The sequence below is a fragment of the Blautia sp. AF26-2 genome, assembly GCF_003460955.1.
GTDB classification, from domain to species: domain Bacteria; phylum Bacillota; class Clostridia; order Lachnospirales; family Lachnospiraceae; genus Fusicatenibacter; species Fusicatenibacter saccharivorans.
Window position 1 is genome coordinate 223,529 of the sequence record NZ_QTWD01000005.1, and the last position, 21,267, is coordinate 244,795.

A 21,267-nucleotide genomic window follows, 5' to 3' on the forward strand; every position below is an offset into this window, starting at 1 on the left:
GCCATGAGCAGAAAGAAAAAGCCCAGGATGGAATACCGCTACTACGAAGCGCCGGAGAAATGTCCGGTGCTGGCGCTTCTGGGCGAAAAATGGGTACAGAACTACGGTTATCAGATTGATTACCTGCATTTTCATAATATGATGGAGATCGGCGTCTGCTATTACGGTGAGGGGACAATTGTCCTGGAAGATAAAGAAATTCCGTACGACGGGGGGGCATTTACGGTAGTACCAAAGAACTTTCCACATACGACAAACTCAAAGGAAAACAGTCTGTGCTCCTGGGCATGGCTGTTTATTGATGTGGAAGGCTTTATCACAAAACTGTATAAGGATAATTCGCGTATGGCACAGAAGCTGATTTCCCGCATCAACCAGAGGGCTCATTACTCGAAAAATGAGGACAGACCTGAGGTGGCGGAGCTGATCAAACTGATTATTAAATGCATGGATGAAAAAGAGGAATTTTATCTGGAAGAAGTAAAGGGGCTGACGCGGGCGCTTCTGATGCAGATTGCGAGATGGAATGAAAAAGATGAGACGCAGGAAAAGAATGCCATTCTGGATGATGCCAGCATTGCCCTGATTCTTCCTGCGCTCAATTATATCGGGGAAAATTTCCACGAGAGCATCCGGATTGAAGAACTTGCGGATGTGTGCCACATCAGTGAGACACATCTGCGCCGTATTTTTCAGGAATCCATGCGGATGCCGCCGGTGGAATATATCAACTGGGTTCGGATCCGGGCAGCGTGCAAAGAGCTGAGAAAGACAAATGCCTCCGTAAGTGACATTGCACTGCACTGCGGATTCACAACAATATCCACTTTTAATCGTAATTTTCGAAAGATTCTCGGCGTTTCGCCCCAGCAATGGCGGAGGGCACCGGAACATTACGAGCAGAATTTGTTGAAATTTGACATAAAAACACAGGAAGGATGGTGAAACAAAGTGAAAATATCTATAAATAGTTGAAAATGCATAGGATAGAGTCGAATATGCGCACAACCGACGAAAGAATGTTGTTATAATTTGTACATGTTGAGGGGATAAAAACCTAAAAAATGTACAAAACAACCAAAAGACTTTTAGGCGATATATGTGAAAAAGTCAGGTTGTAAAATAACATCTTAAGGAGGATGTGCAATATGAAAAGAAAAATTGTATCAATCGTAATGGCATCAGCAATGGTATTTGGACTGGCTGCATGTGGTTCCAGCGGAGGAACTACAACAAGTTCCAGCAACGGCGGAAACGATGCATCAGCAGCAAGTGAAACCACTGCAAAATCAGAGAGCAGCGACGTAGTAGAGGGCGGCTCTGATGATGACAACACCTTAACCGTATGGACCTGGGACCCGAACTTCAACGTTTACGCGATCAAGAAAGCAGCTGAAATTTATGCACAGGATCACGAAGGATTCAAAGTAGAAGTCAGCGAAGTACAGTCCGACGACATTGAAACCCGTCTGACCACAGCAGTTTCCGCAGGAGACTTAAGCACTCTGCCGGATATCTTCCTGATGCAGGATAACTCCTTCCAGAAATATGCAACCAACTATCCGGACATCTTCACCGATCTGACCGATTCCGGAATTGATTTCAGCGAATTCTCATCCGCAAAAGTTGCTTACTCTACTCTGGATGGGAAGAACTACGGAATTCCGTTCGACAATGGTGCCGTTATCGAGTGCCTGCGTACTGATATGCTGGAGCAGGCAGGCTTCACCGTAGATGATTTCACAGATATCACCTGGAATGACTTTATGGAGAAAGCAAAAGTTGTCAAAGAGAAAACAGGCCAGCCGATCCTGACATCTCAGGCCGGATCTCCGGACCTTGTTATGGAAATGCTGCAGTCTTGCGGTGAGTCCCTTTTCAACGAAGATGGATCTGTCAACATCGTAGACAACAAAGCACTGAAACCAATCCTTGAGATTTACAGCCAGATGGTAAAAGATGGCACTCTTGTAGAGGTTACTGACTGGGATCAGTACATTGCATCCATCAACAACGGAACCACAGCAGGCGTTATCAACGGATGCTGGATTATGGCTTCCATCACAGCAAACGAAGATCAGTCCGGTAAATGGGCGCTCACCAATATGCCAAAACTGGACGGCATCGACGGAGCAACCAACTACTCCAACAACGGTGGTTCTTCCTGGGCAATTTCTTCCAACTGCAAGAAAACCGATCTTGCCATTGACTTTATGAAATCTACCTTCGCAGGCAGCACAGCTCTTTACGATGACATCATCGCAAAAGGCGCTCTGGCAACCTGGGCACCGGCAGGAGATTCCGAAGCATATGCACAGCCAGTTGCATTCTTCAGTGATGACCCGGTTTATGCAAAAATCGTTGATTTCGCAACCAAGACTCCATCCAACATCACTGGAGCATTCTACTACGATGCACGTGATGCTGTCGGAACCGCACTTTCCAATATCATCCAGACAGGAGCAGATATGGACAGCGAACTTCAGACCGCACAGGAAACTGTAGAGTTCAACATGGGTGGCTGATATCCTGCAATACATAAAAAAGTAGGACGATAAGAAACGGGTCTGCTTCCTGGACAGACAGAAGCAGGCCCGTTCTGTATCTATGCGGTGTGTGTTTGAAAAATGATTTCTGCAGGAGAACATGAAATGTTGTCTGCAAAAAGATTTTTTCAAACACACGCCAGGTAAAAAAAGAAAGGAAGATTCCATGAGCAGTCAGAAGAAAAAAGGAATGAACTTGGAAAGAAAACAGAATCTTACCGGCTGGGCTTTCCTGATGCCGGCAACGATCCTGATCGCATGGATGAGCTTTTATCCGATGATTCAGGCATTCATCCTGTCTTTACAGACAGGTATGGGCATCAACCTGAAATTCAACGGATTTGCAAACTATGCCCGTATTTTAAAAGACCCGACCTTTAAACAGACCTTAAGCAACACCTTCTTTTATCTGATTATTCAGGTGCCGATCATGCTGATCCTCGGCCTGATGTTTGCTTCCATGCTGAACAACAAAGATCTGCGTTTTAAGGGACTGTTCCGTACCTGCATTTTCCTGCCGTGCGCAACATCTCTCGTATCTTACGCGATGATCTTCCGTTCCCTGTTTGCAAATGACGGTTTTATCAACACCGTTCTCCGCGGCCTCGGCATGAACCCGATCATGTGGTTCTCCAATGCGTGGACAGCCCGTGCGGTTATCATCATCGCCCTGATCTGGAGATGGACCGGATACAACATGGTCTTCTATCTCTCCGGTATGCAGAACATTGAATATTCGATCTACGAAGCAGCCAAAATCGACGGCGCAAGCCCGCTGCAGACTTTCTTCAAGATCACCGTTCCACTGTTAAAACCGATGATTTTGCTGACCACAATTACTTCTACCAACGGTACTCTGCAGCTGTTCGATGAGTCCCTGAACCTGACAAACGGAGGTCCTGGAAAATCAACCATGACCATGTCTCATTATATTTACAATATGTCCTTTGTACAGAGCCCGAACTTTGGCTATGCGGCAGCAATGTCCATCCTGATCCTGATCATGGTAGCCATTCTGGCACTGCTTCAGATGAAAGTAGGTGACGAGCGATAATGGGAAAAACAAAGAAATTCTTCATGTATCTGGTTTTAACGGTAGCATCCCTCCTTTCTGTATTTCCGCTGTACTATATGTTCTGCGCGTCTACGAACAGAAGTATTGATGTTATTGCCGGAAAACTGATTCCGGGTACTTATCTGATGGAAAACTTCAAGTCACTGATTGCGCAGCAGAACCTGCGTCTTGCACTGTGGAACTCGTTCCGGAATGCAACGGTACTGACGGTCCTTTGTCTTCTGGTCTGCTCAATCGCAGGTTATGGATTTGAAATTTATCATGACAAAGCGAAAGATGCGGTATTTACCGTGCTTCTGACTGCGATGATGATCCCGTTTGCAGCAATCATGATCCCGATGTTCCGCATGTTTTCACAGTTAAAAATGGTCAACACGATGGTAGCATTTATGCTTCCTTCGATTTCCACTCCGTTTATGATTATGATGTTCCGTCAGGCTTCCCGTTCTTTCCCGCACGATATCATCGAAGCGGCAAGACTGGATGGTTTAAGCGAGACAGGAATTTTCTTCCGCATGTATATGCCGACCATGAAATCGACCTATGCGGCAGCAACGATTATCACCTTCATGAATGCATGGAACAACTATCTGTGGCCAAAGGTTATCTTGCAGAACAATGATTCCATTACCATGCCGATGCTGGTAGCGAACCTGCTCGGCGGCTACACTGTAGATTATGGCGTGCTGATGCTCGGCGTATTCATCTGTACGATCCCGACAGCAATCATTTTCTTCTGCTTCCAGAAGAGCTTCACAGAAGGTATCACAGGTGCTGTAAAATAAGAAAAAGAATCGAACAGAAAAGGTGGATATTTGGATGAATATCCACCTTTTTTCAAAAGATCAAAGAAAATAAAATTCCAGAAGGAGGAAAATAAAAATGGGTGTATTTCAGTATGAAAAAGTGAAGGACCCGACGTATTATGGAGAGAACCGGGTACCGGCGCATTCCGATCACAGGTATTATGGATCGGTGGAAGAAATGGAGCAGCATGTGGAAAACTTCCGTCACAGTCTGAATGGACTGTGGAAATTCCACTATGCAAAGAACTACGAGAGCACGATTCCGGGATTTGAGACACCGGAGTATGACTGCACAAAATGGGATGATATCCGCGTGCCGGCGCATATCCAGATGGAGGGATACGACGCACCGCAGTATGCCAATGTGCAGTATCCGTGGGAAGGAAGAGAAGAAATCCAGCCGGGCGAGATTCCGGAGCGGTTCAATCCGACGGCTTCCTATGTGAAATATTTTGAAGTGCCGGATCAGATGAAAGGAAAACGGCTTTTTGTTTCCTTCCAGGGAGCAGAGAGCGGTATTGCCGTATGGCTGAACGGAACGTTCCTTGGCTACAGCGAGGATACGTTTACTCCGTCCGAGTTTGAACTGACCCCGTATCTGAAAGAGGGCGAAAATAAACTGGCTGCGCAGGTTTTCAAATGGACGAGCGGAAGCTGGTGCGAGGATCAGGATTTCTTCCGTTTCTCCGGTATTTACCGTGATGTGTATCTGTACACGATTCCGGAGGTTCACGTTTCGGATCTGAAAGTACAGACGCTGCTGGATGATACGTTTACGAAGGCAGATCTGGTCATTGATACGAAAACGATCGGAAAAGGAAAAGTAAAAATTACCCTGTCAAAAGACGGAACGGCACTGCAGAGCACCGAAGGTGTGCTGGATGGGGAAACACAGTTTGTTCTGAAAGTCGATCACCCGGAACTGTGGTCCGCAGAGACACCGGTGCTGTATGATCTTCTGCTGGAAGTCACCGCAGAGGATGGAACAGTGCAGGAACTGATTCCGCAGAGAGTCGGATTCCGCCGCTTTGAGATGAAAGACCACATCATGATGCTGAATGGAAAACGCATTGTCTTTAAAGGCGTCAACCGCCACGAGTTCAGCTCCGTATCCGGCCGTGTCGTTTCGAGAGAAGAGCTGATCAAAGACCTGACAACGATGAAACAGAACAACATCAATGCAATCCGTACCTGCCATTACCCGGATGCGGTCGGCATTTATGATCTGTGCGATGAATACGGTCTTTACATGATCGCGGAGTGCAACATGGAGTCCCATGGAACGAGAGATACGGATGCGGTACGGAACGGGGATTTCTCCGGTGTCGTACCGTGCGACCGTCCGGAGTGGATGGACTGCATGCTGGACCGTGTCAACTCGATGTATCAGAGAGACAAAAACCATCCGGCGATTCTGATCTGGTCCTGCGGAAATGAATCGTTCGGCGGAAAGGTTATTTTTGAAATGTCTCAGTTATACCGGAAGATGGATCCGACCCGCCTTGTCCATTATGAGGGAGTGAACGATGACCGCAGATACAACGACACCAGCGATATGGAAAGCCGGATGTACACCACGGTCAACGAGATCCGGGAATTTTTAGCGAAAGACCGCAGAAAACCGTACGTCTGCTGTGAGTATGCCCATGCCATGGGAAATTCCTGCGGCGCGATGAAGAAATATATGGATCTGACCGAGGAAGAGCCAATGTTCCAGGGCGGCTTTATCTGGGACTATATCGATCAGTCGATTTATAAAAAAGACCGCTACGGAAAAGAGTTCCAGGCGTATGGCGGTGATTTTGACGACCATCCGTGTGATTATAACTTCAGTGGAAATGGTATCGTATACGGCGGCGAGCGCGACGCGTCTCCGAAGATGCAGGAAGTAAAATTCTGCTATCAGAATATTTCCATTGACGTGCAGAAAGACAAGGCGGTTGTAAAAAATAAAAACCTGTTTGTGAATACCGATACATTTGCATGCGTAGTACTTCTCGAAAAAGAAGGAAAGAAACTGAAAGAAGTGCCGATGGAAGTTTCGGTGGAGCCGCTTTCGGAAAAAACGGTGGAGCTGCCGATCGCGGTACAGACACTTCCGGGAGAGTATGCGGTGACCGTTTCCTTCCGCCTGAAAGAAGATACCGTATGGGGCAAGCGCGGCCATGAAGTTGCATTTGGACAGGGCGTTTATGAAGTGGAAGCACCGGCGAAAGCAGAAAAACCGGCGAAATTTGAAGTGATCCGTTCCAACCATGATTTTGGTGTGCGCGGCGAGAATTTCGATGTGATGTTCTCCGATCTGAACGGCGGACTCGTATCGTACCGTTACGGCGGCGTTGAGATGATCAAAATGATTCCGAAACCGAACTTCTGGCGTGCGCCGATCGACAATGACTGCGGAAGCCTGATGCCGATGCGTTACAGCCAGTGGAAGATTGCTTCGATGTATCTGTCCCACAAATATCCGAACGGCAGTCATTATCCGGGACTGTATGCACCGGAAATCGAAGTACACGAGGACTGCGCAGAAGTCAGCTACCGCTATGTAATGCCGACCACACCGGCGAGTGAGTGCCGTCTGACCTACCGTGTCTTCGGCGATGGAAGCATTCAGACGACGCTGACGTATGATCCGGTGAAAGAGCTCGGCGATATGCCGGAATTCGGCGTGATGTTCAAGCTGGATGCCGATTACGACCACGTTACCTGGTATGGCATGGGACCGGAGGAGACGTATGTGGACCGCTGCGCCGGAGCAAAGCTTGGCGTTTATAAGAATAAAGTCGAAGACAATATGGCGAAATATCTCGTTCCGCAGGAGTGCGGCAACAAGGTTGGTGTACGCTGGGCAACCGTGACGAACCGCAAGGGCCGTGGTATGATGTTTAGCGGCGACAAGATGGAATTTTCCGCACTGCCGTACACACCGCACGAGCTGGAAAATGCGATGCATCCGTATGAACTGCCGCAGGTACATTACACCGTTGTGCGCGTGGCAAAACAGCAGATGGGTGTCGGAGGAGACGACAGCTGGGGTGCACAGACCCATCCGGAATACCTGATTCCGGTTGACCAGAAACTGGAATTTACCTTTACATTCCGAGGCATTTGAGAATAAAAGGAGATTTTCATGAGACAGAATATAAATTTTGGAAAACTTCTGCATGGCGGAGATTACAATCCGGAACAATGGCTGGAATATCCGGAAATTCTGGAACAGGATCTTGCGTATTTCAAAAAAGCGAAAATAAATGAAGTTTCCCTCGGCATCTTTTCCTGGGCATTCCTGGAGCCGGAAGAAGGCGTGTTTGATCTGGAATGGCTCAAAAAAATGGTAGACCGCCTGTATGAAAATGGAATTTCTGTCATGATGGCTACACCGACAGCGGCAAGACCGCGCTGGATGGCACAGAAATATCCGGAAGTACTCCGCATGGATGCGATGCGGCAGAGAAATCTGTACGGAGAGCGTCATAACCATTGCTATACCTCGCCGGTGTACCGGGAAAAAACGAGAAAGATCAATACAAAACTGGCAGAAGCGTTCAAGGATCATCCAGGTGTCATTGCATGGCATATTTCGAATGAACTAGGCGGAGAGTGCCATTGCCCGCTCTGCCAGGAGGCATTTCGGAACTGGGTAAAACAAAAATATGGCAGTTTACAGGCCTTAAACCATGCATGGAATACGGCGTTCTGGAGTCATACATACCAGAGTTTTGATCAGGTGGAGAGTCCGTCGCCAAAAGGAGACGCATCGCTGCACGGACTGAATCTGGACTGGAAACGATTTGTAACAGATCAGACAGCCGATTTTGTGAAGTGGGAGATCAGCGCGCTGCGGGATGCCGGTGCCAAACAGCCCACGACCATCAATATGATGTATGATTTCAAGGGACTGGATTATCACAAGTTTGCCGACATTGTTGATTTTGTTTCCTGGGACAATTATCCGACCTGGCACAAAGAAGCGGAAGCAGTTACGGCAGCAGATACGGCGATGCAGCATGATATCATGCGCAGTATCCAGAAAAAGCCGTTTTATCTGATGGAGAGCTGTCCGTCCGCAACAAACTGGCAGCCGGTCAGCAAACTGAAAAAGCCGGGCATGCTGCATGCCGCATCCATGCAGGCTGTGGCGCACGGATCGGACAGTGTCCTGTATTTCCAGATGCGCCAGAGCCGTGGAGCTTCCGAAAAGTTTCATGGAGCGGTGATAGACCATTATGGAGGAGATGACACCCGTGTATTCCGGGAAGTGACAAAGGTAGGAGAAACCCTGGCGCAGATGCAGGAACTTTCCGGTGCCATCTGCAGTCCGAAAGTGGCTGTGATTTATGACACCGAAAACCGGTGGGCACTGGAAGATGCGGCAGGGCCACGGAATCAGGGCCTGTTTTACAAAGAAACCGTGGAAAAATCATACCGCGCCTTCCGCAGACTCGGCCTGGATGTTGATGTCATCGATGAAACGCAGGGCCTTTCGGACTATCAGATCGTGGCAGCGCCTGTGGTTTATCTGCAGCGGGAAGGATGGGTGGAAAAAGTACGGCAGTTTGTGGCCGGAGGCGGCACTTTTCTGGCAACGTACTGGTCCGGAATTGTAGATGAGACGGATCTTTGTTTCCTTGGCGGAACGCCGCACGGACTGCTGGATGTAATGGGACTTCGGAGCATGGAGATTGACGGCCTGTACGATGGGGAATGGAACGAAGGAGTTCCGGTCCCGCAAAACCGTCTGCATCTGACCCGGACGTACAGGTGCAGCAATCTCTGTGAACTGGTGAAACCATCGACAGCAGAAGTGCTGATGACTTATGGAAAAGATTTTTATGCAGGAATGCCTGCACTGACAGAAAACCAGTATGGCGCAGGAAAAGCATATCAGATCTGTGCCGATTTTGAACAGGGTCTGTACGATGAGCTCTGCAGGAAACTGGCAGAAGAAGCAGGTGTCACATCGGTGGTGAAAGAGATTCCGGATGGCGTGGAGGTTACAACGCGCGAAAAGAATGGAATCCGGTATGTGTTCGTACAGAACTTTAATCGGAATGCCGTGGAAATCAAACTTCCGGTCGAACAGTATCCGGTGTGGAACGGACAGTATGATGGAACAATCGGAAGCTGGGAAACAGTGGTGCTGAAAGAAAACAGTCCGAACTTCCGGGAAAAATAAAAAATAAAAATGTCTCAAAACAAAAGACTGGTTTTGAGACATTTTTTTTGCAAAAAACAAACGAATATCAGGCAGTTTCGGATTCTTCGGCGGAGAGTTTTTTCTTATAATTTTCTCCCCAGCTCCACATGGCATCCATGATTGGCTGTAGGCTGTAGCCCAGGTCGGTGAGGGTATATTCTACCCGCGGCGGAACTTCTGCATAAACTTTACGGCTGACGAGCCCGCTCTGTTCCATCTGACGGAGCTGGCTCGTCAGAACCTTCTGGGAAACGTGACCGATGGATTTTTTTAATTCGCCAAAACGTTTGGTGCCCGGCATCAGATCACGGAGAATCAGGACTTTCCATTTATCACTGATTAAGGTTAAGGTAGTCTCTACCGGGCAGGCCGGGAGATCGGCTAAAGATATTGCGTTTTTTTCAGAAACTGACATAAAAAACCTCCATTTCATAAAGATTTTCTTGTAAAAGTAAGCACGGAAAACCTTGTATTTACACAATAGTTTCCTTTTGGTGACTACAGCACAATATTATGCTTACTTTACGTTAAGACGCTTTGGGCTTATTATAAAGCCATCGAAAGAAAAAAGCAATCCTTTCGAGAAAAAAGGTCTGGAGCGCATTCGAAAAAGGCCGAAACCAAATCATAAGAAACAAGCTCAAAAACAAAATCAAAAAACGAAAATGGAGGACATCATCATGAGTAAAGTAGTAGAATTCTTAAAAGAAAACCCGGTACAGTATTTAGCAACTGTAGGACGCGATGGAAAAGCAAAATGCCGTCCGTTTATGTTTATTGGCGAAATGGAAGGAAAACTGTGGTTTTGTACCAACAACACCAAAGATGTTTATAAAGATATGCTGGCAAATCCGGAAATTGAAATTTCCACTTCCAGCCCATCCTATGCATGGATCCGTCTGAACGGAAAAGCTGTATTTGAAAACAACATGGCTGCAAAAGAAATGTGCATGGGAAATCCGATTGTAAAGGGCCAGTACCAGACCGCAGACAACCCGATTTTCGAGGTATTCTATCTGAACAATGCACACGGTGTAATCGCAGACTTTTCCGGAAACCCGCCGTACGAGTTTTAATCTGTCGCTATGAATTTGAAGTAAAAAGAGAAAGGAATCTGCCGCTATGGAGAGAAATGATTATCTGAAGATGTTAGTAGAGGAGATGCACTCAACCACGATGGCGACGATCGGTGCAGACGGTCATCCACAGACCCGTGTGATCGATATGATGCTGTGGGACAAGAAAGGAGTGTATTTTCTGACGGCAAAAGGAAAAGCCTTTTATGCACAGCTCATGGAGCAGGGCTATGTGGCAATTTCTGCGACGAAAGATAAAAAAGCAGTCTCTCTCCGCGGCAGAATCCAGAACATCCACAGTGAAAAGCTGGATGAAATTTTCGGAAAAAATCCATACATGCAGAAAATTTATCCCGGCGATACACGCGCGGCACTTGAGGTGTTCCGCGTGTACGAGGCCGAGGGAGAATACTTCGACATCAGCGATCCGTCGCATATCGTGCGGGACACGATCCTGATCGGCGGCGCAGAGCAGTCGATGGCTGGGTACGAGGTGGGAAACGAATGCATTGGCTGCAAGCTCTGTTTTTCAGTCTGTCCGCAGAAATGCATCGACATCACCCGCATCCCGGCCGTCATCGACCAGCACCAGTGCCTGCACTGCGGCCGATGCGCGGAGACGTGTCCGAGAGGAACGATTCGCAAAAGAGGGCAGTAGTCCCCTTATTTTAGCTACAGATTTTATGGGAATAGTGATAAGATAAAGTCTATAGAAACGATGGAAATGAGGGAATAACATGAACCAGAGTGAACGAAGAAATTTTCTGATCCAGTCATTGCTGGAAGAGAGCCGGGAGTACCGCGGAATGCAGATTCCGTCTGACAGCACCGGGCAGAGACAGCTTCTGCGGGGGCTGATGAATGTGCGCATGGTGAAAAAGAGCAGTGCAGAATTTCTGAACATTCAGGATGCGTATCTGCAGGAGGAGACGGCAAAAAAGGGCGTGACGAATGTCGACGACCTTACGCCGGTGCAGCAGGGGCTGTATCTCTGGCAGGGCGATATCACCGCGCTCCGGTGCGATGCGATTGTGAATGCGGCGAACAGCGGGATGACTGGCTGTTACGTGCCGAATCACCGGTGCATTGACAACTGCATCCATACGTTTGCGGGTGTGCAGCTTCGGCTGTACTGCGAGGAGATGATGGAAGCGCAGGGCCATGCGGAGCCGACGGGGCAGGCGAAAATCACGCCGGCGTATAATCTGCCGTGCCGCTATGTGCTCCACACGGTTGGACCGATTGTGGGCGGCCATCTGACGGAAACACACTGCCGGCAGCTGGCGGACTGCTATCGGTCGTGCCTGTCACTTGCGGCGGAGAACGGACTGAAAAGCGTGGCGTTCTGCTGCATTTCCACTGGAGAATTTCATTTTCCGAACGAGAAAGCAGCGGAGACTGCCGTTGCGACGGTGAAAGAGTTTCTGGCGCAGAAAGAGACGAGCGTGGAGAAGGTCATTTTCAACGTGTTCAAGGACCGCGACCGGGAGATTTATGAGGAGCTGCTGGGAGAAAAGTAATCGCTGAAGAATGGGGAACAAAAGCAGAAAGAAAAGAAGAGGTGAATTTGTGATGTTTGAAAGTTGGAAAGAAAGAGAATTTGAAAAAAAGATGGAGCGTTTTCGCACCGCACTGCAGGAAAAAAACACGATTTTAATAGGAGCCGGGGCTGGGCTTTCGACATCGGCCGGATTTACCTACAGCGGTGAGCGGTTCCGGAAATATTTTGCAGATTTTGAACAGAAATACGGTTTCCACGATATGTATTCTGGCGGCTTCTACCCTTACGATACGCTGGAAGAATACTGGGCGTACTGGAGCAGATACATTTACATCAACCGTTATCAGGACGCGCCAAAACCGGTTTACCAGAAACTGCTCAGCCTGATGAAAAATAAGAGCTATTTTGTCATCACCACAAATGTAGACCACTGCTTCCAGAAAGCCGGATTTGATAAAAACCGTTTGTTTTACACGCAGGGAGATTACGGCCTGTTTCAGTGCTCTGAGCCGTGCTGCAAGGAAAAGTATGACAATGAAGAAATCATTCGAAAGATGCTGCTTGCCCAGGGGTATCAGATCCTGGAAGACGGAAGCCTTGTTCCGCCGGAGAACGGAAACCTGAGCATGCGGATCCCATCAGAACTGGTGCCGTACTGCCCACACTGCGGAAAACCGATGAGCATGAATCTGCGCGCGGATGACACGTTTGTGGAAGATAAAGGCTGGCATGAGGCATCCAGCCGACGCATCGATTTCCTGCTTCGTCACAACAGAGGCCATATCCTGTATCTGGAACTCGGCGTGGGATACAACACGCCGGGAATCATCAAATATCCATTTTTCAGCATGACAGCAGAAGATAAAGATAATCTTTATGTCTGCATCAACACCAGCGATATGCGTGTCCCGGATCTGATCCGTGACAGAGCGGTGTGCATTAAAGGGGATATTGGGGAAGTGCTGGATCGGATCTGAGACGGAAAAACATATAATATTCGAGAAAATTAATCACGTCACTTACGTGACGAGATGATGACATGATTGACGAGATAAATTCAACAGAGTTGCATACCTGCCTGCTGGAAATCACATTGCTGCCGCTGGCACATTACTGGCATTTCTGGTACGGCCCGCTGGATGCAGCCATCTACGGATCCTTTATCCTGGGAGCAAAAATCCTGTGGCACATCGTCGATTTCGGACAGAGTATGCGGACCGCAGCCGAAGTAAATGAATAGCTCCACAGACGACGCATGGAGACGGTGGAGGAAAGAAGAGAAAAAATGAGAAAACGGCACTGATCTGTAAAAAGATCGGCGCCGTTTTTTGCATAGGATAGGAAGGACTACTGTGCCTTCTGTGCAATCTCTTCATCGGAAATCAGATTGCTGTGATATTCGATTTTTCTCGACAGGACATCATCGTAAAAATTCTGTTTCCAGTCGATATAATCGATGGCTTTCTGCAGTTTTTCCATCGATGCGAGCAGCGCTTCTTTTTTTACCGCGAGAATTTCTTTACGCTCCGGAATGGAGGATGGACCTTCGAGGCAGTAGGCGAGATATTCTTTCATTTCCGCCAGCGTCATGCCGCAGCGCTTCAGGCAGCCGAGGCTCTGGATCCATTTGATGTCGCGGTCGTCGAAAACGCGGTAATTGTGGCTGTCGCGTTTTACGTTCGGGACGAGGCCTTCTTTGCAGTAAAATTTCAGGGTTTCATACGACATGCCTGTCTGAACGCAGGCTTCTTTCATGGAATACATCATGCATACCTCCCAACAAAGTTGATAACAGAATTGAATCGGTAGTAACTACCGGGCAAGATAACCATAGTATAGAATTCGGACTTTGTCAAGCGATCAGCTCTTCAAATTTTTTCTGTTCCATCGGTTTATAATAATAGAATCCCTGCAGCTCGTCGCATCCTTCGGCGATCAGAAAATCTACCATCTCTTTCGTCTCCACACCCTCGCAGACAATCCATTTGTCTGTGCGTTTTAAAAGATGGAACATCTCTTCCAGCACAATTTTTCCTTTTTCGGAGAGGCCCGCCGAGAGGAAATGTTTGTCAATTTTAACTTCATCAAACAGAATATCCTTCAGCGAATTTAAGGACGAATATCCAGACCCAAAATCGTCCATGGAAATGCGGATATTCCGGTCGTGGAAGAAGCGGATCGCCTGCTTGTGATAGGCGGAAATCTTTTCCCGCACCACGGCCGGATCCTGCCAGGTGATATCGATAATGCCGACAAAGATATCGGAGTGATAGCGGTTCACAAAGAGTGTCTGCGGAAAGAGTTCCAGCTTTTTCAGGATGAAATTCAGAATGTTCGTACCCGTCTCATAACCCCAGTAATCGTTGAGCAGATGAAAATTGTCGACATCCGTCATCAGAAAGGCGTACTGTTTTTCTTCGCTTCTGTTATTGAGAAGCGTAAAAATTTTTTCTTTAGAATCGAAATCCTGGCCCCGGGAACAAACCCAAGCGACTCCAGATAATGACGCTGCTTTTCCTGGCCGCAGATTTTATTGATGGCGTAAAACTGATTGAAAACGGTTAAATTTAAAGGCATGCAGGACCTCCTTTATTGCGAGAGTGCATCAAGTTAGAATTGCCTAACGGATAGTATAGCATAACATATTTGGAACAAAATGGAAAACTTTTTCTTTGAGAAATTTTTTCAAAAAAGCTTTTATGGGGACGGACGTATTTTAACGTTTCTTATTTTGGGGGAATCATGTATAATGGAAATGAAACATCAGTGACAAACTATGACATGGGAAAAGGAAGAGAAAACAATGAAACATAGAATAAAAATCCTGCTGCTTGCAGTTCTGATCGCAGCGCTCTGCAACTGTATGCTGATGATCGGGATGACCAAAACGAAAGAGAAGAATACCATTCCAAAAGATGCAAGCCTGATCTGCGAAGAAACCGTATCGCCGAACAAGGACTATATTACGGATGAAAAAGACCTGGTAAATTATACCGTGCGCGTCTATCAGGAAAAAAACAACGACATCATCGTCTATGCGGAATCCAATTCGCCGCTGTTCGATGAAGCACAGTACATCGTAATATGCGACCACGCCATCACTGCCGACGATGTCCATATCAAATGGACAACCCTCATGGGCAGCACCGAAGCGAGCGAGAAAGATGAGATCGGACTCGCACACGTTTCGATCTCAAAAGACGGGGAAGTGTTCAATGAAAAGACGATCAGCTTTGTGGCGAAAGCGGTGAATGCGGTTACGGATGTGATAGGGTAAAGAAAATAGGATAACAAAAAAGAAACGGGCAACTCCCTCTGCATGAGACGATTAACTTTACAAGAAAAGAAAAAAATATCCCCCCACCCGGCTTGTGAGAGCCTGAAATATCAAATATAATGAACGAACAGTACATGGATCAGGCGCGCAGATCATGGGAGTACAAAGCAAAAAAGCGGTCAGTCCGGGTAAAAACGGTCTGAAAATGGGAGGAAAAGGATGAAAAAGAAAATATTATCTTTGATGCTGATGGTGTCTCTTGCAGCATCCCTTGCGGCATGCGGTCAGGACAGCGGGAAAAACAGCAACAGTACAGATTTGTCGAAAACAGAGACGGAAGTTTCTTCCGGCCAGACAGGGGAGGAAGAGACGACCCTGGTTTACGGTTCTGCTGATTATACCAGGATTAATCCGGCGATGGATGAGCACGGTGAAATTAATCTGCTGCTGTTCAACGGACTGACCGCACACGATGCGGATGACAACATTGTTCCGGGTCTGGCAGAAAAATGGGAGTACGATGCAGAAACCTGCACCTACACCTTTCATATCCGGGACGGCATCCAATGGCATGATGGAGAAAAATTTACGGCGGATGATGTGAAATTCACCATCGAAGCGATCATGGATCCGGAAAACGGATCTGAAAATGCACCAAATTATGAGGATGTAGAAGAGATTACAGTTATAGATGACAGCACCGTTTCCTTCCGCCTTTCTGAGCCGAACGTGGCTTTCCTGGAATACATGACGATGGCCATCCTGCCGAAGCACCTGCTGGAAGGTGAAAATATGCAGGAGTCGGATTTCTTCCGAGCACCGGTCGGAACAGGTCCGTACAAGCTGGAAAGCTGGGATGAAGGCCAGTCGATCGTTCTGACAAAAAATGAAAATTATTACCTCGGTGCACCAAAGATTGACAAGGTCATTTTCAAAATTGTACCGGATGATAATGCACAGGCAATGCAGCTGGAATCCGGCGAACTGGATCTGGCGCTGCTTGACCCGAAAAATGCACAGAATTTCAAAGAAAAAGACGGTTTTACCTGCTACGATATGACAACGGCAGATTACCGCGGAATTTTATTTAACTTTGCAAATGATTACTGGACGAAAAACAGAGACATCATTCCGGCGGTATGCTATTCTATTGACCGTCAGGCGATCATTGATTCTGTACTTCTTGGCGAGGGAATGCCGGCATACAGTCCTCTGCAGCGTAACATTTATAATAACGAAAATGTAGAACACTATGATTACAATCCGGAAAAAGCACAGGAAATTCTGGAAGCGGCCGGATGCACCAGAAACAGCGATGGTTTCTATGAGCGGGACGGCGAAGAAATCGGTTTTGTCATCAGCGTGATGTCCGGTGAGCAGGACCGCATTGATATTGCCCAGGCAGCAGCACAGCAGCTCCGGGAAACCGGAATCAACTGTACCGTAGAAATTCCGGCACAGATGGACTGGGGCGGACAGATGGCCTGTTTGATCGGCTGGGGAAGCCCGTTCGATGCGGACGATCATACATATAAGGTTTTCGGCACGGACAAAGGGGCGAATTATTCGAGCTATTCCAATGAAAGAGTAGATGAGTATCTGTCTCTTGCCCGCCAGAGTGACGATCCGGAAGTGCGGAAAGAATATTACGGAAAATTCCAGGAAGAACTGGCAGAAGATCCGGCCTATGCATTCATCTGTTATATTGATGCAAATTATGTGGCAGATTCCGGTATTCAGGGAATTTCCAAAGACACGGTGCTGGGCCACCACGGCGTTGGTATTTTCTGGAATATTCAGGACTGGACAATCGAAGAATAAAAACAAAAAAGCAGACGAAGGAGGTATGGTTACCTCCTTTTTGTCTGTACAGGAGAAAAACGGAATGAAGGAACGATTAAAAGTGGAACATCTTTCCGTCAGCTTTTTTACGGATGAGGGGGAAGTACAGGCGGTCCGCGATGTCAGCTTTTCCCTGAATGCAGGTGAGGTGCTCGCTGTTGTAGGCGAGTCAGGCTGCGGAAAAAGTGTGCTCTGCAAAAGCATTATGAAGCTGCTGCCGGAGAATGCAAAGATCAAAAACGGAAAAATTCTGGTCAATGGAGAAGAAATTGCAGGATACGGGGAGCGAAGAATGCGGGAACTGCGGGGAAAACTGTTCTCGATGGTTTTCCAGAATCCGATGACTTCCTTAAATCCGACGATGACAGTCGGAGCGCAGATTGCAGAGGCAGTGCGGGCGCATCAGAAAGACATGGGAAAAGAAGAAGTGGAACAGAGAGTGACAGAACTGATGCAGCTGGTGGGAATCGAGCAGGCAGAAGAGCGGAAAAAGGCATATCCGTATCACTTTTCCGGCGGAATGCGGCAGCGGATCGTACTGGCGATTGCGCTGGCGGGCAATCCGGAAATTCTGTTTGCTGATGAGCCGACGACAGCGCTGGATGTGACGATTCAGGCACAGATTCTGGACCTGCTTCGGGAAATTCAGAAAAAACTGGGAACGGCGACGGTCTTTGTCACACATGACCTTGGCGTTGTAGCGCGGATCGCAGACCGGGTAGCGGTCATGTATGCGGGAAAAATAGTAGAGATTGGAACCGTGGATGAGATTTTCTATGATCCCCGTCATCCGTATACGTGGGGACTGCTGCGTTCCATACCGGCGTTTTCGAGGGGAAAAGAAAGCCTGCCGTCTATCCCGGGAATGCCGCCGTCTCTTCTCCATCCGCCGAAGGGCGATGCCTTTGCCAGCCGCAATGCTTATGCGCTGGAAATTGATTTTGAGGAGGAGCCGCCGATGTTCCAGGTCACAGACAGCCATTATGCGGCAACATGGCTGCTGGATGAGAGAGCACCGAAGGTTGTGACGCCGATAGGAGGAAACACAGATGGAACATGAGATTTTGCTGGATGTGCGTCATCTGACCCATATTTTTCCACTGTCCCGGAAAACAGCAGTCAAGGCAGTCGATGATGTATCGTTTCAGATTCGAAGAGGAGAAATTTTTGGACTGGTAGGAGAATCCGGTTCCGGAAAATCTACCGCTGCACGCTGTGTGATGAATATTTATCAGCCATATGCCGGCCAGATTTATTATAAAGGGATTGATACCTGCGACAGAGGCCAGTTCCGGAAAAATAAAAAAATGCTGCAGACGACACGCCAGATGATTTTTCAGGATTCCGGTTCCAGTCTGAATCAGAGGATGAAGGTCCGTGACATTATTGAGGAGCCGATGCGCGTGCAGAAAATCCGGCCGCTGCGGGGAAGCTATGAGGAGGAAGCCAGATTCCAGATGAAATACGTGGGGCTGGATCCGGAATATCTGAAAAAGTATCCGGGTGAATTGTCCGGCGGACAGCGGCAGCGCGTTGCGATTGCACGGGCACTGACGATGGAGCCGGAGCTTCTGGTGGCGGATGAACCGATTGCATCGCTGGACGCGTCGATACAGGCACAGATTGTGAATCTGTTCCGTCATCTGCAGAAGGAGCACGGTTTTTCGTTCCTGTTTATTGCGCATGATCTGGATATGGTCGAATTTCTGTGTGACAGAGTAGGTGTGATGTACCATGGAAAACTGGTGGAGACCGGCCCGGCGCGAGCCGTGTTTGAAAATCCGCTGCATCCATATACGAAAGCACTGATCGCGGCCATTCCGATTCCGGATCCGCGAAGGGAAAGAGCGAGAGCTGTACCGGATTTTTCCAATACAGAATTTCCCAGGACGGGAACACTGCGGGAAGTGGAAAAAGATCATTTTGTGCTGATGGAGGGAGGCGATGCAGGATGAAAAGCCGGAACAGAGTGCTTTACTATGGAAAAAAAGCAGCGGCATTTCTGGCAAGTGTTCTGCTGCTGTCTGTGCTCGTATTTTATATTTCAAGGCTTGCGCCGGGAGATCCGCTGGTATCATATTACGGAGACCGCGTGGAAAAAATGACGCCCGAAGAAAGAGCGTGGGCCGAAGAAAAATTGGGACTGAAGGATCCCATTTCCGTACAGTATATCCGCTGGGCAGGCAATGCGCTGCATGGGAATTTCGGAATTTCGTACAAATATAAAATGGATGTAACGCGCGTGATCGAGGGAAGAATTGGAAATACGCTGGTGCTTGGCGGCATTGGATTTCTGCTGATTTTCACCCTCGCACTGCTTCTTGGAATTCTCTGTGCATGGAAGGAAGATACATGGCTGGACCGCATCATCTGTAAGGTGGGAACCATCACGGGATGTATTCCGGAATTCTGGCTGTCGCTGCTTCTGATTCTTGTTTTTTCCATGCAGCTCAAATGGCTGCCGAGTTCCGGTGCCTACTCTGTTGGAAAACAGGCAGATTTTTCTGACCGTGTCTGTCATCTGATCCTGCCGATGACGGTCGTAGTGCTGAGTCATTTGTGGTATTACGCATACATGATCCGCAATAAAATTCTGGATGAAGTGCGGGAAGAGTATGTGCTTCTGGCAAGAGCCAAGGGGCTGAAACGAAAGACGGTTCTGTTCCGGCATTGCCTGCGGAATACGATTCCGTCGTATCTTGGCATCATGGCCATTTCTGTTCCGCATGTGCTGGGGGGAACCTATATTGTAGAAACGGTTTTCTCGTATCCCGGTATCGGAACGCTGGCGTATGAGAGCGCACGGTACAAAGATTACAATCTTCTGATGCTGCTTTGCCTGATGTCCGGAATCGTTGTGATTCTATGCAATATAGCGGCACAGATCATCAACGAGAGAATTGATCCGCGGATGCGGGAGAAAGAAGCGGCAGAAACATCGGAGGTAATGATGCTGTGACAGAAAAAACACAATTATTTCAATTTGCAGGAGAGAGGCCTGCAGAAAAAACAGAAGCAGAAAAAAAGAAAAAATGGTATCAGGACCGGCCGGTGGCAGCAGAGTTTTTTCTGGGTCTTCTTGTGCTGGGCTGTCTTTTCTGTGGGCAGATTATGACGAAGGATCCTTCGTATATGGATCTGAAAAACTGTTCCGTCATGCCGTGCCGGGAATTTCTGTTTGGAACCGATACGATGGGAAGAGATATTTTCTCGATGATCTGGTACGGCGGCAGAATATCGCTGGCGATCGGTCTGCTTTCTACGCTGATTTCCACTGTGATTGCCGTTCTCTTCGGCGCAGTCAGCGGATGTGCACCGGCGTGGCTGGACGCGCTTCTGATGCGGCTGACCGAGATCTTTTTGTCGGTGCCGAATCTTCTTCTTGTCATTTTTCTTCTGGCCGCTGCGGGAAAATCCAATGTGATTACGATTTCTGCCGTGATCGGAATGACAAGCTGGACAAGCATTGCAAAGGTTGTGCGGACCGAAGTACGGCAGATCCGGAACAGTGAATACGTGATTGCGTCGCGCTGTATGGGAGGCAGTTTTTTCTATATTTTATGGCACCATCTGGCACCGAACTTTTTTTCGTCTATTATGTTTATGGTGGTTATGAACATCCGAAGTGCGATTGTAGCAGAATCCACACTGAGTTTTATGGGAATCGGTCTTCCGCTGGAGGTGATTTCCTGGGGCAGCATGCTGTCACTTTCGGAAAAAGCGCTGATGACAAAGGCATGGTGGATCATTCTGATCCCGGGTGTTTTTCTGATTGTGACGCTGCTTAGTTTTACAAGCATTGGAAATTATCTGCGGAAGCAGGCAAACAGAAAACAGAGAAATCTGTGAGCTGTTCAGAGAGGCTGCGGTCTGTGGGGAATCCCTGCAGACTGCAGCTTTTTTGTCTTGCAATCAAATACAGGGATTGCTATAGTGAAAAGCAG

Annotated in this window: 21 protein-coding genes; 17 read left to right on the plus strand and 4 right to left on the minus strand. The window is 47.9% G+C overall.

All coding sequences use genetic code 11. The annotated features are described in order from the left end of the window. Window positions 1-3 precede the first annotated feature (3 nt). The 6 genes from DWY63_RS08560 (at window position 4) to DWY63_RS08585 (ending at window position 9,606) form a co-directional block, all read left to right on the plus strand. Window positions 4-945 carry an AraC family transcriptional regulator gene (locus tag DWY63_RS08560; protein WP_243001870.1) on the plus strand — a complete coding sequence of 314 codons (942 nt, stop codon included), beginning with the start codon at window positions 4-6 and terminating at the stop codon, window positions 943-945. Between the two features lie 203 nt (window positions 946-1,148). Then, entirely contained in the window at window positions 1,149-2,525 is a 1,377-nt protein-coding gene (locus DWY63_RS08565; RefSeq protein ID WP_117801878.1) for an ABC transporter substrate-binding protein, read from the plus strand. Window positions 2,526-2,712: 187 nt separating this feature from the next. After that, window positions 2,713-3,600: a carbohydrate ABC transporter permease gene (locus tag DWY63_RS08570; protein WP_022461293.1), complete on the plus strand. Its 888-nt coding sequence runs from the start codon at window positions 2,713-2,715 to the stop codon at window positions 3,598-3,600. Next, window positions 3,600-4,406: a carbohydrate ABC transporter permease gene (locus DWY63_RS08575; RefSeq protein ID WP_243001871.1), complete on the plus strand. Its 807-nt coding sequence runs from the start codon at window positions 3,600-3,602 to the stop codon at window positions 4,404-4,406. The genes DWY63_RS08570 and DWY63_RS08575 overlap by 1 nt, the downstream gene beginning before the upstream one ends. Before the next feature lie 97 nt (window positions 4,407-4,503). Next, on the plus strand, window positions 4,504-7,542 hold the full coding sequence (locus DWY63_RS08580) for a glycoside hydrolase family 2 TIM barrel-domain containing protein (RefSeq protein ID WP_117801879.1): 3,039 nt from the start codon (window positions 4,504-4,506) through the stop codon (window positions 7,540-7,542). An 18-nt stretch (window positions 7,543-7,560) separates the two neighbouring features. Beyond that, a complete protein-coding gene (locus DWY63_RS08585) occupies window positions 7,561-9,606 on the plus strand; it encodes a beta-galactosidase (protein ID WP_117801880.1) in 2,046 nt (681 codons plus the stop codon). A 67-nt stretch (window positions 9,607-9,673) separates the two neighbouring features. On the opposite strand, the gene DWY63_RS08590 is transcribed toward DWY63_RS08585, so the two are convergent. Then, entirely contained in the window at window positions 9,674-10,042 is a 369-nt protein-coding gene (locus tag DWY63_RS08590) for a winged helix-turn-helix transcriptional regulator (protein ID WP_117801881.1), read from the minus strand. A 265-nt stretch (window positions 10,043-10,307) separates the two neighbouring features. Here DWY63_RS08590 and DWY63_RS08595 point away from each other — a divergent pair, with 265 nt between their 5' ends. The 5 genes from DWY63_RS08595 to DWY63_RS08615 all read left to right on the plus strand — a co-directional run bounded on the left by DWY63_RS08595 (window position 10,308) and on the right by DWY63_RS08615 (window position 13,444). Further along, window positions 10,308-10,703 (plus strand): pyridoxamine 5'-phosphate oxidase family protein, encoded by a 396-nt coding sequence (locus tag DWY63_RS08595; RefSeq protein WP_117801882.1) that lies wholly within the window; start codon window positions 10,308-10,310, stop codon window positions 10,701-10,703. Between the two features lie 46 nt (window positions 10,704-10,749). Further along, the gene (locus DWY63_RS08600) at window positions 10,750-11,361 is read left to right on the plus strand and encodes a pyridoxamine 5'-phosphate oxidase family protein (protein WP_117801883.1); all 612 of its coding nucleotides are present in this window, start codon (window positions 10,750-10,752) and stop codon (window positions 11,359-11,361) included. A 79-nt stretch (window positions 11,362-11,440) separates the two neighbouring features. Further along, window positions 11,441-12,223, plus strand: coding sequence for a protein-ADP-ribose hydrolase (locus DWY63_RS08605; RefSeq protein ID WP_117801884.1), 783 nt, complete (start codon window positions 11,441-11,443; stop codon window positions 12,221-12,223). 52 nt (window positions 12,224-12,275) lie between these two features. After that, window positions 12,276-13,181, plus strand: coding sequence for an SIR2 family NAD-dependent protein deacylase (locus DWY63_RS08610; protein ID WP_226906349.1), 906 nt, complete (start codon window positions 12,276-12,278; stop codon window positions 13,179-13,181). 62 nt (window positions 13,182-13,243) lie between these two features. Further along, window positions 13,244-13,444 (plus strand): hypothetical protein, encoded by a 201-nt coding sequence (locus DWY63_RS08615; RefSeq protein WP_117801885.1) that lies wholly within the window; start codon window positions 13,244-13,246, stop codon window positions 13,442-13,444. Window positions 13,445-13,551: 107 nt separating this feature from the next. Here the strand turns inward: DWY63_RS08615 and DWY63_RS08620 are convergent, their stop codons facing one another. From DWY63_RS08620 to DWY63_RS08630, 3 genes are all read right to left on the minus strand, one after another. Continuing rightward, window positions 13,552-13,971 carry a MerR family transcriptional regulator gene (locus DWY63_RS08620; RefSeq protein ID WP_330415442.1) on the minus strand — a complete coding sequence of 140 codons (420 nt, stop codon included), beginning with the start codon at window positions 13,969-13,971 and terminating at the stop codon, window positions 13,552-13,554. 85 nt (window positions 13,972-14,056) lie between these two features. After that, on the minus strand, window positions 14,057-14,599 hold the full coding sequence (locus tag DWY63_RS08625) for an EAL domain-containing protein (RefSeq protein ID WP_117801887.1): 543 nt from the start codon (window positions 14,597-14,599) through the stop codon (window positions 14,057-14,059). Next, complete coding sequence (locus DWY63_RS08630; RefSeq protein ID WP_117801888.1) at window positions 14,599-14,781, minus strand: FeoA family protein; 183 nt, start codon at window positions 14,779-14,781, stop codon at window positions 14,599-14,601. The genes DWY63_RS08625 and DWY63_RS08630 overlap by 1 nt, the downstream gene beginning before the upstream one ends. A 226-nt stretch (window positions 14,782-15,007) precedes the next feature. Here DWY63_RS08630 and DWY63_RS08635 point away from each other — a divergent pair, with 226 nt between their 5' ends. From DWY63_RS08635 to DWY63_RS08660, 6 genes are all read left to right on the plus strand, one after another. After that, window positions 15,008-15,481 carry a hypothetical protein gene (locus DWY63_RS08635; RefSeq protein ID WP_117510953.1) on the plus strand — a complete coding sequence of 158 codons (474 nt, stop codon included), beginning with the start codon at window positions 15,008-15,010 and terminating at the stop codon, window positions 15,479-15,481. A 219-nt stretch (window positions 15,482-15,700) separates the two neighbouring features. Next, window positions 15,701-17,302: an ABC transporter substrate-binding protein gene (locus DWY63_RS08640; protein WP_199607208.1), complete on the plus strand. Its 1,602-nt coding sequence runs from the start codon at window positions 15,701-15,703 to the stop codon at window positions 17,300-17,302. Between the two features lie 64 nt (window positions 17,303-17,366). After that, entirely contained in the window at window positions 17,367-18,383 is a 1,017-nt protein-coding gene (locus DWY63_RS08645) for an ABC transporter ATP-binding protein (RefSeq protein ID WP_117801903.1), read from the plus strand. Beyond that, entirely contained in the window at window positions 18,373-19,278 is a 906-nt protein-coding gene (locus DWY63_RS08650) for an ATP-binding cassette domain-containing protein (RefSeq protein WP_117801889.1), read from the plus strand. The genes DWY63_RS08645 and DWY63_RS08650 overlap by 11 nt, the downstream gene beginning before the upstream one ends. Next, entirely contained in the window at window positions 19,275-20,282 is a 1,008-nt protein-coding gene (locus DWY63_RS08655) for an ABC transporter permease (protein WP_117801890.1), read from the plus strand. The genes DWY63_RS08650 and DWY63_RS08655 overlap by 4 nt, the downstream gene beginning before the upstream one ends. Further along, window positions 20,279-21,172 carry an ABC transporter permease gene (locus DWY63_RS08660; protein WP_330415444.1) on the plus strand — a complete coding sequence of 298 codons (894 nt, stop codon included), beginning with the start codon at window positions 20,279-20,281 and terminating at the stop codon, window positions 21,170-21,172. The genes DWY63_RS08655 and DWY63_RS08660 overlap by 4 nt, the downstream gene beginning before the upstream one ends. Window positions 21,173-21,267: the final 95 nt, after the last annotated feature.